The sequence below is a fragment of the Streptomyces sp. NPDC026206 genome, assembly GCF_040638465.1.
Lineage (GTDB): Bacteria > Actinomycetota > Actinomycetes > Streptomycetales > Streptomycetaceae > Streptomyces.
This window is the reverse complement of sequence record NZ_JBEZYL010000013.1, coordinates 62,532-74,707: the sequence shown is the minus strand read 5'-3', so window position 1 is coordinate 74,707 and position 12,176 is coordinate 62,532. Positions and strand designations below refer to the sequence as shown.

Genomic DNA, 12,176 nt, shown 5'->3' with positions numbered 1-12,176 from the left:
GCGACGGCCGACGACGGACGAAGAACACGGAAAGGCGGAACCCCATGCCCACCCACGTGATCGAGAAGAACCCCTCCGACGAGCGCGGCACCCTGCTGGACTTCCTGGAGGCGCAGCGCGGCGGGATCCGCCGGTCCGTGCTCGGCCTGACGGAGGAGCAGGGGCGGCTGAGGCCGAGCGCGAGCGAGCTGTCGCCGGCCGGGCTGCTCAAGCATGTGGCGGAGGCCGAGTCCAGCTGGTTGCGCATGGCCCAGGGCCGGCCGGCGGACATCGAGCGCACGCCGGAGACGTGGGGTGAGAGCTTCCGGCTGGTCGAGGGAGAGAGCATCGCCGGGCAGCTCGCCCACTGGGATAAGATCGCCGCCGAGACGGAGGAATTCATTCGCTCGGTGCCCAGCCTGGAGGACACCTTCCCACTGCCGGAGGCGCCCTGGTTCCCGCCGTCCACCCGGGTGTCGATGCGCTGGCTGCTGCTGCACCTCATCGAGGAGACCGCCCGGCACGCGGGCCACGCCGACGTCATCCGTGAGTCCCTCGACGGCCGGACCGCCTTCGAGCTGGTGGACGAGGAGCGCGCCGCCGGTTCGTAGGGCAGGCGGTGCCGGGGCGTGGTGGCCGGACCGCCTCTGCGCCCGGCCCGGACCCTCCCGGCGCCCGGTCCGCGCCGCCTCAGCGCCTAGGCTGGACCGCCTCAGCGGTTATGCGGCAAGAGGAGACTGAGGCGAAGATGTCGGCCATCCGGCTGCTGGTGTTGGGCGCCGTCCGTCAGCACGGGCGGGCCCACGGCTATCAGGTCCGTGGCGACCTGGAGTTCTGGGGCGCGCACGAGTGGTCCAACGCCAAGCCGGGTTCGATCTATCACGCGCTGAAGACCATGGCCAAGCAAGGCCTGCTCGTCGCGCACGACGTCGCCCCCAGCGAGGCGGGCGGCCCCCCGCGTACGGAGTACGAACTGACCGGGGTGGGAGAGCAGGAGTACCTCAAGCTGCTGCGTGAGGCGCTCTCCTCCGTCGACCAGAAGGTCGACGTGCTCACCGCCGGTGTGGGCTTCATCGTCGACCTGCCGCGCGCCGAGGCCATCGCCCTGCTGAAGCAGCGGCTCGCCGGGCTGGAGGAGTGGCGCGACGACATCCGCCGGCGCTGGACCCCGGCGGAGGGCGAGGACTGGGGCCACATCGGCGAGATCATGGGGATGTGGGTGCACACCGCGGACAGCGGTGCGCAGTGGACGCGCGGGCTGGTCGAGCGGCTCGAAGGCGGGGCCTACGTCATGGCCGGGGAGGGCGACCAGTGGCAGGGGGTCGTCACGGACGCCGAGCTGTACGAGAAGTACCAGCAGGACGGGCAGGGCGGGCGAGGTGGGCGGGACGAGCAGGGCGGCGAGTGAGCCCGTGACGTCGGCAGCCCGAGGGTAATCAACGTTGACTAGTCCAGTAGCGGGCGGTACTCTCCTCTTTCTGTGGCGCACTAGTCAAAGTTGATTAATAGAGGAAGGGAAGCGTCTTGGCTGACCACGATCATGTGATCGTCGTCGAAGGACTCCGCAAGACCTACAAGGGCAAACACGCCCTCGACGGGCTCGACCTCACCGTCGCGCCCGGCACCGTCCAGGGCGTACTCGGCCCCAACGGCGCGGGCAAGACCACCGCCGTACGCATCCTGTCCACCCTGTTGCGGCCCGACGGCGGGCGGGCCCTGGTGGCCGGCTTCGACGTACGGCGGCAGCCGGACGAGGTACGGCGCCGGATCGGGCTGCTCGGGCAGCACGCAGCCGTCGACGAGGGCCTCGGCGGCCGCCAGAACCTCGAACTCTTCGGCCGCCTCCACCACCTGGGGAACCGCCGGGCGGCCGCCCGCGCCGACGAGCTGCTGGAACGCTTCGGTCTCGCCGACGCCGGCCGCAAACCCGTCCGCCAGTACAGCGGCGGCATGCGCCGCCGCCTCGACCTCGCCGCGAGCCTGATCGTCGACCCGCAGGTGCTCTTCCTCGACGAGCCGACCACGGGCCTGGACCCACGGGGCCGTACGGAGGTGTGGAAGGCGGTGCGTTCGCTGGTCGGCGGAGGTACGACCGTCCTGCTCACCACGCAGTACCTGGAGGAGGCGGACCAGCTCGCCGACCGCATCTCCGTGATCGACGCGGGCAAGGTCCTCGTCGAGGGCAGCCCGGACGAGCTGAAGTCCCGGCTCGGCGGTGACCGCCTCGACGTGGTCGTACGCGACGGGCGCAGGCTGGCGGACGCCGCGGTGGTGATCGGTGAGGCGGTGATCGGTGAGGCGGTGGGCGGAGCCGGGACGGTGAACGACATGGCCACGAGTGCCGTCGGGGTGGAGACCGACCCCGACGCCCGCCGCGTCAGCGCCCCCGTCACCGACCGCGTGGCCGCGCTGACCAGGGTCGTAGGGGCCCTCGCGGCCGCAGGCATCGAGGCCGAGGACATCGCGCTGCGCCGCCCCACGCTGGACGAGGTCTTCCTGCGCCTGACCGAGAAGTCCGAGAAGTTCGAGAAGTTCGGCGAGGCTCAGAAGGAGGAGGCCGCCGTATGACCACCTGGGTACTCACCGACTCCTGGACCATGACCCGGCGCGGCCTGGCCCACTGGGCCCGGCAGCCCGTGCAGGTGATCGTGGGGCTGGCGTTCCCCGTGATGATGCTGCTGATGTTCGCGTACTTCCTCGGCGGCGGCATGACCGTCGCGGGCGGCGGCGACTACAAGGAGTTCCTGGTGCCGGGCATGCTGGCCCTCACCATGGCCTTCGGCCTCGAATCGACGATGACCGCCGTCGCCGACGACGTGAACAAGGGCGTCGTCGACCGCTTCCGTTCCCTTCCGATGGCGCCGAGCGCGGTACTGATCGGCCGCAGCGCCCTGGACATGCTCCAGTCCGCGCTCAGCCTCCTGGCGATGGTCGGCGCGGGCCTGCTGATGGGCTGGCGCTGGCACGGCGGCTGGAGCGACGCCCTGGCGGCGGCCGGGCTCCTGCTGTTGCTGCGGTTCGCCATGCTCTGGATCGGCATCTGGCTGGGCCTGGTCGCCGGCCGGCCGGAGCTCGTCACGGCCGTGCAGATCCTGGTCTGGCCCGTCGGCTTCCTCTCCAACGTCTTCGCGTCGGCCGAGTCCATGCCGGCCTGGCTGGGCACCATCGCCGAGTGGAACCCCATGTCCGCCACAGCCGCCGCCGTCCGGAAGCTCTTCGCCAACCCCGGCTGGGGCGGCGACGCGTGGGCGGCGCAACATGCGGTGCCGATGGCTGTGGTGTGGCCGCTGGTGCTGCTGGCGGTCTTCTTCCCGCTGGCGGTGCGCAAGTACGGGCGGCTGGGGGCGTAGGGCGACGCCGGGGGTCGTACCCGGCGCTACCCGTCAGCGCGGCGGGGGCCCGGGGCGCCTCCTCGTGAGGAACTCGTCCCGGCCCGCGCGGCTGGCCGCTTTCGCTGCGGCGGCCAGGGCATGGACGTCCACCGGCGGTGGTTGGGACGATCCAGACGTGTGAGACATGTGAGACGTGTGTTCGCTGTGGCAGGGGCGGCAGAGGCCGCCGGAGAGGGCCTCCGGGCGGCCTGGAGTGCCGCAGTTGGTGCACTCCATCATGCGGCGGCGCGCGGGCGCCACCGGCTGCGGGGGCGGTTCCGGGGGGATCTTGGCCGTGAGGCGCCTGCGGGCGAAGGCGCCGGGGGAGTGGACCTGTGCCGGAAGGTCCGCCGTCAGGGTGCGGACCAGGTGCTCCCGGGGTACGCCCCGGGCCAGCCACTCCGCCGCCAACGGTTCCAGGTCCGCGCACTCCGTCGCCGAGAGCGTCATACGGGCGTCCGAGCGGCCCAGGGCGGCGAGCGTCTCGTACGCCTCGGAGCGGTGCGGGTGGGTGGGCGTTCGTTCCGGGGTACCGGCTTCTGCCTGCGGTACGTCGCCACGCAGGAAGCGCGTCCACCACGCGTCGCTGCGCGGCGTGCGGGAGAAGTACGAGCGGAACACCCACTGGGTGCGGTTCTCGTCGACCGGTTCGCGTTCCCGGCGGAGGTGGCCTGCGGCGGAGAGTGCGTTGAGCGCGGTGCGGATGGCCTGTTGGCCGTACGCGGGCAGCTCCTTGGCCAGGGTCTTCACGTCCATGGCCGCGCCCTCGGGCAGGCGGTCGATGTGAGAGGCGATGTACGCCTCGCGCTCGGGCAGGTGAGCGAACGTGTCCGCCCGGCGGGGTGCCTGGTCCGGCGCGGACTTCTTTCCGTAGCCGGGTGAGGCCATTGGGGGGTCGTACGGGCGCGGGGCAGCGATAGTCTTGGCGTCAGCCACGGGATCGTCCTCGTTCATCAGCGATCTTGGTGGTCAGACCCCCGTTCGGTGTTGGTAGCACCGGCGGGGGTTGCTTGTTGCTGCGCACGCTACAGGGCGAGTGCGCGGTGTGGCGACTCGGTTGCGGAAAGTCATCCGCGTGTGCTTACGCGGGAGTTGGGAGGGTGGGTGGGGTTGTCCCAACCCACCATTCATTACATAGGGGGCTCGACCCCCGACCCCCGAAGCTCGGCCGTGAAGGCCGCCCAGGTGGCGGGCGAGATTGTTATTCGGGGATGGCCCTGCGCCGACCCGAGCTTCGAGTCCCGGACGAGCACCATTCCTGGTGGGATGGCGACTTCGACGCAGTTGGCGTCGGGTTGGCTGTAGCTGGACTTGAACCACGGCGGTCGGCCGTTCATAGCTCTGCCATGACCTTTCTGATGAGCTCTGCGGATTCCTGAGTGCTCAGCGCCTGCCTGCTGAGCATGTTCAGCGTCTTGGTCAGGTGGCTGACCATCTCGGCGTCACTGTGCATCACGAAGGTGCTCTGCGCTTCCACGTAGGCGTAGTGCTGGTGGTTTGGGGTCTCCATCAGAGTGAGAGCCCCGTTCAGATGGTCGGTTGCGCAGCAGTCGATGGGGAGCACGTGAAGAGAGAGGTTGCGCAACTGTGTCCTGTTGAGCAGATGTCCCAGCTGGTCCTTCATCACTGCCTGTCCACCGGCGCCCGCGCGTAGCGCTGCCTCGTAGATCACGTAAGTGAATGCGACGGACGGTTCGTGCGTCAGCTTTTCCTGTCGCTTCAGGCGGTGCGTGACGCGTTCCTGGAGACTCTCATCGTCTACAGGTGGCCAGTGCCCCTTCCAGATAGCCCACATGTACGGCTCTGTTTGCAGGAGTCCAGGGATGAGCAGGGGCTCGTACGACGTCACGGCGATGGCCTCAGCCTCGATGTCCAAGAACTCCCGGACATGGGAGGGCACCCGCTCCGGCTGCAGATAATCCCGCGCCGCCAGCAGCAACCCCTTCGCCCCGCACATCTCGTCCGCGATCTGCAGCAGCCGCAGGCTCGGCCGTCGTCGACCCTGCTCCATGGACTTGAGGCTCTCGTATCCGTAATTGGCCTCTTGCGCGAGCTCCTCCCGGCTCACGCCCGCCTGCGTGCGCCAGAGCTTGATCTGGTTGCCGCAATAGCGCCAGGCCATCGGCGGTTGTGAGCTCTCGATCGACACCGCGCTGCCCCCTCCCCGGGCCCATGCCTGGGACGGCAGGGCCCCGTACCCACGTCGATACTGCCGATTCTGCTCCCCCACCAGCACCCTTTGAGCCTTGAACGCCGAAAACTCCCCGCTCCCGAGCGACGCTCGCGCACCAAGGACACCGATGACAGCCGTGCGACTCGACGCCCCGCCCACATACGTCTGGTGGCGGTTCACCCGCCACCCCCGCAGCGTGGGCCGGGCTCGCGCCCTGCTGCGCGAACAGGCCCGCTCGTGGGGGATCCCGGACGAGCGGGCCTGGACGGCGGCGCTGCTGCTCAGCGAGCTGCTGACGAACGCGTGCAAGCACGCGCGCGTGTCACCCGGCCGCGAGGTCCACGTGCTGTGCATCGTGGCCGGCGGCAAACTGCGCATCGAGGTGTCGGACGCGGGTGACGGCGTCCCCCGGCTCTGTGGTGCGTCGGCGGGGGACGAGGCGGGCCGGGGGCTTCGGCTCGTAGCCGCCCTGGCGGACGCGTGGGGCTTCTGCCCGCGTCCGCACGGCATCGGCAAGACGGTGTGGTGCGAGCTGGCGCTCGCGGACTCCTAGAGGCTCCTGGAGGGTGTGTCCGACGGCGGCCGGAGCCACCGCGTGGCATTCAGCAGCGGACGGACCACGTGTGGGAGCCGCCGTGGTCGTTCGCGCCCGCGTTGTAGCCGACCTCCTGCCCGGGAGCCAGGCAGAGGGTTACGCGTCCCAGCAGCTGGCGGCCTTCGTAGACCTTGACGTGGTCGGGGACGCCCGGCCCGGAGATGCCGTGGTTCGCCCACGAAGAGTCGTGCTTGAACATGTCGCCCTCCCACCAGTGGTCGTCGCCGCTGTGCTCGATCTTCATGCCGTGGAAGTTCGCGTCCGTCCAGACGCAGAAGAAACCGCTGCGGCAGGGCGCTGCCTGGGCGGTGGCCGAGGTGGCCGAGGTGGCCAGGACGGCGCCGGTGGAGATCAGTCCGGCTGCGAGGAGAGCGGTGAGGCGCTTCATGGTCGTGGGTCTCCCGTCGGTGGTCGGTTGTCGAGCAGGTCGGTGGCTCCGGTGAGGGCGTGTGCGCGCAGCCGCCGCCAGTCGGCGATCTCGGCGCGGTGCCGGGCGCGGACGTCGGCGAGGCTGCGGTGGGTGTGTTCGGCTTCGGGCGTGAGGTTGTTGACGATCACCGATGCCCGGAACCAGCGGCGTTGGTCGCCGTAGAGCCGCTGCTGGGCGGCGGCCAGGCAGCCGTCGGTGTGGGCGCGTACGACGTAGCCGGTGGGCAGGGTGATGGACAGCTCGGCCGGGCCCGTGCCGAACAGCGCGGCGGTGACCCGCTGTTGCTCGGCGGTCGGCGGCGGGCTCTGCCCGGGCTGGGGCGGGGTGAGGCCCTGGCGGATGAGGCAGGTGTCGGTGAGGCGCTGGGTGGCGGCCTTGATCACCTCGTCGGGGGCGGGGCGGCGGGGCGCCGGGTCCGTGCAGCCGGTCAGAAGGATGCCGGTCAGGAGCAGGGGGGCGGCCAGGAGCCCGGCCGCTCGCGTACGGACAAGCATCTGCGGATCAGCCGGGCTCGCACCCCCGGGCAGTGGTGAGGGCGGCGGCGAACGCGACTGTGGCTGCAACAGGTTGACGCATGCGAGTGGCCCCCGGGTGGCGGTGGTCGATCTGGGCCTGGTCACACTTCCCACCGCAGGCATGCGCCATACCACCCGAAAAGGTGACTACCTGTTCGAAAGGTCACCGGCGGGCGGCCTGTCGAACAGCCGCTGGAGGGCCGGGCCGCCCTGGCCGCCGGAGCCGGTCAGCGCGCCACCGACAGCACGATCTTGCCCGTCGTGCGGCCCGTCTCGCCCAGCGCGTGCGCCTTCGCCGCGTCCTCCAGCGGAAACACCGCATCCGGGTTCACCACGACCCGCAGCCGTCCGTCCTCCACCAGCGCGGCGATCTCCTGGAGCCCCGCCCGGTCCGGTTCGACCAGCATGAACGCGGCCCGTACGTCCGCTGCCCGTGCCTCCTCCGCCGGAAAGGACTCGTCCAGCGGGAGAATGGACACCAGGGTGCCGCCCGGGCGCAGTGTGCGCAGTGAGCGCAGCGCGTAGTCGCCGCCGATGGTTTCGAGGACGACGTCGACGTCACGGACGACCTCCGCGAAGTCGGCCTGCGTGTAGTCGACGAGTTCGTCGGCGCCCAGGTCGCGCAGGAAGTCGTGCTTGGCCTCGCGGGCCGTGCCGATGACGTACGCGCCGCGTGCCTTGGCGATCTGTACGGCGAGGTGGCCGACGCCGCCTGCCGCGGCGTGGATGAGCACGCGCTGTCCTGGCCGGATGTCGGCGGTGTCGACGAGGGCCTGCCAGGCGGTGAGGGCGGCCGGCGGGAGGGCGGCGAACGTCCTGTTCGTCGACGACGGCGACGTCCTGACGTCGGCCGGGGCGGCCGCAGGAGTAGACCTGTGCCTGCACATCGTCCGCCGCGACCACGGCAGCGAGGTCGCCAACGAGGTGGCCCGCTCCTGCGTCGTACCGCCCTGGCGCGACGGCGGTCAGGCCCAGTACATCCGCCATCCGGTCCCGGAGCCGTCGGCCAGCGGCACGGCGCCCACCCGGGCATGGGCCCTGGGGCGTCTCGACGAGCCCGTGACCCTGGCCGAGATGGCGGCGCACGCACAGGTCAGCGTGCGTACCTTCACCCGGCGCTTCCGCGACGAGACCGGCACCAGCCCCGGTCAGTGGCTGCTGCGCCAGCGTGTCGACCGGGCCCGCCACCTCCTGGAGAGCACGGACTGGCCCGTCGACCTCGTGGCCCACCGCACGGGTTTCGGCACCGGTACGTCATTGCGGCAGCACCTGCACGCCGCGACCGGAGTCTCCCCGCAGGCGTACCGGCGGACGTTTCGCGCCGCCGCGCCCGTCCCCCTGCGGTGACGTACGGACTTGCACCTCGCGTCGCGTAGGCAGGTGCCCGGACGGGCTGATCGTTACTGCTGAGGCGTGATCACCACTGCCGTGCCGTACGCGCAGACCTCCGTGCCCACGTCCGCCGCCTCCGTCACGTCGAAGCGGAACATGAGGACCGCGTTGGCGCCGCGGGCCTTGGCCTGCTGGATGAGGCGTTCCATGGCCTGGTTGCGGGTCTCGACCAGGGTCTTGGTCAGGCCCTTGAGCTCGCCGCCGACGAGGGACTTCAGGCCCGCGCCGATCTGGCTGCCGATGTGGCGGGAGCGGACGGTGAGGCCGAAGACCTCGCCGATGACGCGCTCCACCCGGAATCCGGGAACGTCGTTGGTCGTGACCACGAGCACATCGGACTTCTCGTGCTGACCGCCGCCGAATTCCTCGATGCCCATCGCATCCACCTCCGTCTGTGCAGTTTTGCCGGTTGTTGTCCGGGACGCACCCCGGGGCGTCGGGGTTGCGCCGACCGGGTGCGGGGGGCCTGCGGCCGTCTGGAACCGGGGGGTGCCGGGTGGCGTTGATAACTTGGGGCCGCACACCGCCTCCCCCGCCTGTGCCCGGGCCTCGCAACGAGCCTGCGCCCTCGATCCAGGAGCCTCACACCTGTGACCCCGACCACTCTCGCGCTCGGCCCCCAGTGGCTGGACTCGGACTATCTGATCAGCCAATTCGGCCTGGTCGGAGTCCTGGCCATCGTCTTCGCCGAGTCGGGCCTGCTCATCGGCTTCTTCCTGCCGGGAGACTCGCTGCTGTTCACGACCGGACTTCTGGTCACGACAGGGAAGCTGGACTACCCGCTGTGGGCGGTGTGCGGGCTCGTCGTCCTCGCGGCGGTCCTCGGTGACCAGGCCGGCTACCTGTTCGGGCGGAAGGTGGGACCGGCGCTCTTCCGGCGGCCGGACTCGAAGCTCTTCAAGCAGGAGAACGTCGAGAAGGCCCACGAGTTCTTCGAGAAGTACGGGCCGAAGTCGCTGGTGCTGGCCCGCTTCGTCCCGGTGATCCGGACCTTCACGCCGATCATCGCGGGCGTGAGCCAGATGAACTACCGCTCGTTCCTCACCTTCAACATCATCGGCGGCACCCTGTGGGGCGGCGGTGTGACGCTGCTCGGCGCCTCGCTCGGCAAGATCGAGTTCGTCAACAAGCACATCGAGATGATGCTGGTCGGGATCGTGCTGATCTCGGTCGTGCCGATCGGCATCGAGTTCCTGCGCGCCCGTTCCAAGGCCAAGAAGGCCGGCCCGCCCGTCGGCGGCGGCGACCAGCAGCCGCCCGCGCAGCGCGGCCGTCACGCCCGTCGCTGAGCCCGCAGCTCTCTTCCGTAGCCCCCCGGTGCGCATCCGTACCACCCATCAGGCATGGTGGCGGTAACAGGAGGCGTATCGAGGAGCGCGTGGTGGCTGATCGGCAGCGGGGTGGCGGCGCTTCGGACCCGGATCCGGGTCCGGGCGAGGATCGCAAGCCGCATCCCGACGAGGCGCACAGCGCCTTCGCCCCGCCCCCCGGGGTGCCGCTGCCGGCGCCGCCCGAGGAAGAGCACCCCACGTCGGAGTTCGCCCTTCCGCAGGGCGTCACCGCCGAGCCGGAGAGCGGGCCCGAGGTGTCGGCCTTCAGCCGGCCCGGAGGCGCCCCCCTGCATCCGGCCTTCACCCCGCCGTACGGCATCCCCAAGGTCAGCCTCGTCAAGGAGGCCCCCTGGCAGGACCGGATGCGCACCATGCTGCGCATGCCGGTCGGGGAGCGGCCGGTTCCGGACCGGCCGGAGAAGCAGGAGGAGGCCGGGCCGCCCGTACCGCGCGTCCTGGACCTGACGCTGCGCATCGGCGAGCTGCTGCTCGCGGGCGGCGAGGGCGCCGAGGACGTCGAGGCGGCGATGTTCGGCGTCGCGCACGCCTACGGGCTGGCGCGTTGCGAGCCGACCGTCACGTTCACGCTGCTGACCGTCAGCTATCAGCCGTCCCTCATCGACGACCCGGTCACCGCCAACCGCACCGTGCGGCGGCGCGGCACCGACTACACCCGGCTGAACGCCGTCTACCGGCTCGTCCACGACATCACCTCGCAGGGGCTCACCCTGGAGGAGGCGTACGGCCGGCTGGCCGAGATACGCCGTAACCGTCACCCGTATCCCGGCTGGGCGCTCACCCTCGCGTCCGGGCTGCTCGCCGGCGCGGCCAGCCTGCTCGTGGGCGGCAGCCTGGTGGTGTTCCTCGCGGCGGCGGCCGGCGCGATGCTCGGCGACCGGCTGGCGTGGCTGGCGGCGGGCCGCGGGCTGCCGGAGTTCTACCAGTTCGTGGCGGCCGCGATGCCGCCCGCGGCGATGGGCGTCGCACTGAGCGCCACCCACGGGTACGTCCACGTACAGGCCTCGGCCGTGATCACCGGTGGGCTGTTCGCGCTGATTCCGGGACGGGCCCTGGTGGCGGGCGTGCAGGACGGCCTGACGGGCTACTACATCACCGCCGCGGCCCGGCTGCTGGAGGTCGGCTACCTCATCGTCGGCATCGTCTGCGGCGTGCTCGTGGTCCTCTACGGAGGCGTGCACATCGGCGGCGGGACGCTCAACCCCGAGGCGGCGCTGGAACGGCAGGAACGGCCCGTCATTCAGATCATCGCGGCCATGCTGCTGGCCTTCGCCTTCGCTGTGCTGCTGCAGCAGGAACGTCACACCGTGTGGGTGGCCACGCTCAACGGCGGCGTCGCCTGGGTGGTCTACGGGGCACTCGCCGACACCATCGAGGCCGACCCGGTGCCCGCCACGGCCGTCGCCGCCGGGCTCGTCGGCCTCTTCGGGCAGCTCTTCGCGCGTACCCGTCACGCGTCCGCGCTGCCGTACGTCACGGCGGCGATCGGGCCGCTGCTGCCCGGTAGTGCGGTCTACTTCGCGCTGCTGAACTTCGCGAAGAACGAGCTGAACACCGGCATCTCCAGCCTCACCAAGGCGGCGGCCCTGGCGCTGGCGATCGCCATCGGAGTGAACCTCGGGTCCGAAATGGCCGGAATGTTCCTGAAGGTGCCCGGGCCGTCGCGCCGGGCAGCAAAGCGGACGCGCGGCTTCTGAGGGACTTCCGAGAAGCGGCTTCCGAGGAACGTCCTTCCAAGGAACGCCCTTCCAGGAGACTCCCGACAAAGACGCGCGGCTTCCAGGAAGCGGAAGCCGCGCGTGCTCTTGGGCGTCACACGGACGCGGACGCTCAGTGGTGCGAGCCGCCCGCGGCCTCAAGGCGCTTGTACGAGGCCTCGATCTCGGCCTCGGCCTCGGCGCGGCCGACCCAGTCTGCCCCCTCGACGGACTTGCCCGGCTCCAGGTCCTTGTAGACCTCGAAGAAGTGCTGGATCTCCAGGCGGTCGAACTCCGACACGTGGTGGATGTCGCGCAGGTGCTCCACGCGGGGGTCGTTCGCCGGGACGCACAGCAGCTTGTCGTCGCCGCCGGCCTCGTCCGTCATGCGGAACATGCCGATGGCGCGGCACTTGATGAGGCAGCCGGGGAAGGTCGGCTCGTCGAGAATGACCAGGGCGTCCAGCGGGTCGCCGTCCTCGCCGAGGGTGTTCTCGACGAAGCCGTAGTCGGCCGGGTAGCTGGTCGAGGTGAAGAGTCGGCGGTCCAGACGGATGCGACCGGTCTCGTGGTCCACCTCGTACTTGTTCCGCGAACCCTTCGGGATCTCGATGGTGACGTCGAACTCCACGGATGGCTCCTTCATGATCAACACATACGTCTGGTGATTAAGTG

The 12,176-nt window shown here is 70.6% G+C and carries 14 protein-coding genes and 2 pseudogenes; 8 read left to right on the top strand and 8 right to left on the bottom strand.

Annotated features, from left to right (window positions below):
* Nucleotides 1-44: 44 nt before the first annotated feature.
* The 4 genes from AB0F13_RS19330 to AB0F13_RS19315 all read left to right on the top strand — a co-directional run bounded on the left by AB0F13_RS19330 (nucleotide 45) and on the right by AB0F13_RS19315 (nucleotide 3,329).
* Nucleotides 45-590, top strand: a complete 546-nt coding sequence (locus AB0F13_RS19330) for a DinB family protein (RefSeq protein ID WP_362083348.1) — start codon at nucleotides 45-47, stop codon at nucleotides 588-590.
* Between the two features lie 137 nt (nucleotides 591-727).
* Nucleotides 728-1,387, top strand: coding sequence for a PadR family transcriptional regulator (locus AB0F13_RS19325; protein ID WP_362083345.1), 660 nt, complete (start codon nucleotides 728-730; stop codon nucleotides 1,385-1,387).
* Nucleotides 1,388-1,503: 116 nt separating this feature from the next.
* Nucleotides 1,504-2,547 carry an ATP-binding cassette domain-containing protein gene (locus tag AB0F13_RS19320; protein ID WP_362083342.1) on the top strand — a complete coding sequence of 348 codons (1,044 nt, stop codon included), beginning with the start codon at nucleotides 1,504-1,506 and terminating at the stop codon, nucleotides 2,545-2,547.
* Nucleotides 2,544-3,329 carry an ABC transporter permease gene (locus tag AB0F13_RS19315; protein WP_362083339.1) on the top strand — a complete coding sequence of 262 codons (786 nt, stop codon included), beginning with the start codon at nucleotides 2,544-2,546 and terminating at the stop codon, nucleotides 3,327-3,329. Before AB0F13_RS19320 ends, AB0F13_RS19315 begins: the two co-directional genes overlap by 4 nt.
* Before the next feature lie 33 nt (nucleotides 3,330-3,362).
* Here the strand turns inward: AB0F13_RS19315 and AB0F13_RS19310 are convergent, their stop codons facing one another.
* From AB0F13_RS19310 to AB0F13_RS19300, 3 genes are all read right to left on the bottom strand, one after another.
* Nucleotides 3,363-4,286 (bottom strand): hypothetical protein, encoded by a 924-nt coding sequence (locus AB0F13_RS19310; RefSeq protein ID WP_362083336.1) that lies wholly within the window; start codon nucleotides 4,284-4,286, stop codon nucleotides 3,363-3,365.
* A 194-nt stretch (nucleotides 4,287-4,480) separates the two neighbouring features.
* Complete coding sequence (locus AB0F13_RS19305; protein WP_362083333.1) at nucleotides 4,481-4,687, bottom strand: DUF397 domain-containing protein; 207 nt, start codon at nucleotides 4,685-4,687, stop codon at nucleotides 4,481-4,483.
* Nucleotides 4,684-5,499: a helix-turn-helix transcriptional regulator gene (locus AB0F13_RS19300; protein WP_362083330.1), complete on the bottom strand. Its 816-nt coding sequence runs from the start codon at nucleotides 5,497-5,499 to the stop codon at nucleotides 4,684-4,686. Before AB0F13_RS19300 ends, AB0F13_RS19305 begins: the two co-directional genes overlap by 4 nt.
* Before the next feature lie 151 nt (nucleotides 5,500-5,650).
* On the opposite strand from AB0F13_RS19300, the gene AB0F13_RS19295 reads away from it, so the two are divergent.
* A complete protein-coding gene (locus AB0F13_RS19295) occupies nucleotides 5,651-6,076 on the top strand; it encodes an ATP-binding protein (RefSeq protein WP_362083327.1) in 426 nt (141 codons plus the stop codon).
* 49 nt (nucleotides 6,077-6,125) lie between these two features.
* Here the strand turns inward: AB0F13_RS19295 and AB0F13_RS19290 are convergent, their stop codons facing one another.
* The 3 genes and pseudogenes from AB0F13_RS19290 to AB0F13_RS19280 all read right to left on the bottom strand — a co-directional run.
* Nucleotides 6,126-6,506 carry a peptidase inhibitor family I36 protein gene (locus AB0F13_RS19290; RefSeq protein WP_362083324.1) on the bottom strand — a complete coding sequence of 127 codons (381 nt, stop codon included), beginning with the start codon at nucleotides 6,504-6,506 and terminating at the stop codon, nucleotides 6,126-6,128.
* On the bottom strand, nucleotides 6,503-7,042 hold the full coding sequence (locus AB0F13_RS19285; RefSeq protein WP_362083321.1) for a hypothetical protein: 540 nt from the start codon (nucleotides 7,040-7,042) through the stop codon (nucleotides 6,503-6,505). The genes AB0F13_RS19290 and AB0F13_RS19285 overlap by 4 nt, the downstream gene beginning before the upstream one ends.
* Nucleotides 7,043-7,290: 248 nt before the next feature.
* Nucleotides 7,291-7,869 (bottom strand): annotated as a pseudogene (locus AB0F13_RS19280) (NADP-dependent oxidoreductase); the annotation flags it as partial.
* Between the two features lie 4 nt (nucleotides 7,870-7,873).
* Between AB0F13_RS19280 and AB0F13_RS19275 the strand changes: the two are divergent.
* A pseudogene (locus AB0F13_RS19275) lies at nucleotides 7,874-8,410 on the top strand (helix-turn-helix domain-containing protein); the annotation flags it as partial.
* A gap of 53 nt (nucleotides 8,411-8,463) precedes the next feature.
* Here the strand turns inward: AB0F13_RS19275 and AB0F13_RS19270 are convergent.
* Nucleotides 8,464-8,832 (bottom strand): YbjQ family protein, encoded by a 369-nt coding sequence (locus AB0F13_RS19270; RefSeq protein WP_362083318.1) that lies wholly within the window; start codon nucleotides 8,830-8,832, stop codon nucleotides 8,464-8,466.
* 213 nt (nucleotides 8,833-9,045) lie between these two features.
* Here AB0F13_RS19270 and AB0F13_RS19265 point away from each other — a divergent pair, with 213 nt between their 5' ends.
* A complete protein-coding gene (locus AB0F13_RS19265) occupies nucleotides 9,046-9,744 on the top strand; it encodes a VTT domain-containing protein (protein WP_362083315.1) in 699 nt (232 codons plus the stop codon).
* An 89-nt stretch (nucleotides 9,745-9,833) separates the two neighbouring features.
* Entirely contained in the window at nucleotides 9,834-11,501 is a 1,668-nt protein-coding gene (locus AB0F13_RS19260; RefSeq protein WP_362083312.1) for a threonine/serine exporter family protein, read from the top strand.
* A gap of 133 nt (nucleotides 11,502-11,634) precedes the next feature.
* On the opposite strand, the gene AB0F13_RS19255 is transcribed toward AB0F13_RS19260, so the two are convergent.
* Nucleotides 11,635-12,132, bottom strand: coding sequence for an inorganic diphosphatase (locus tag AB0F13_RS19255; RefSeq protein ID WP_045933001.1), 498 nt, complete (start codon nucleotides 12,130-12,132; stop codon nucleotides 11,635-11,637).
* Nucleotides 12,133-12,176 lie beyond the last annotated feature (44 nt).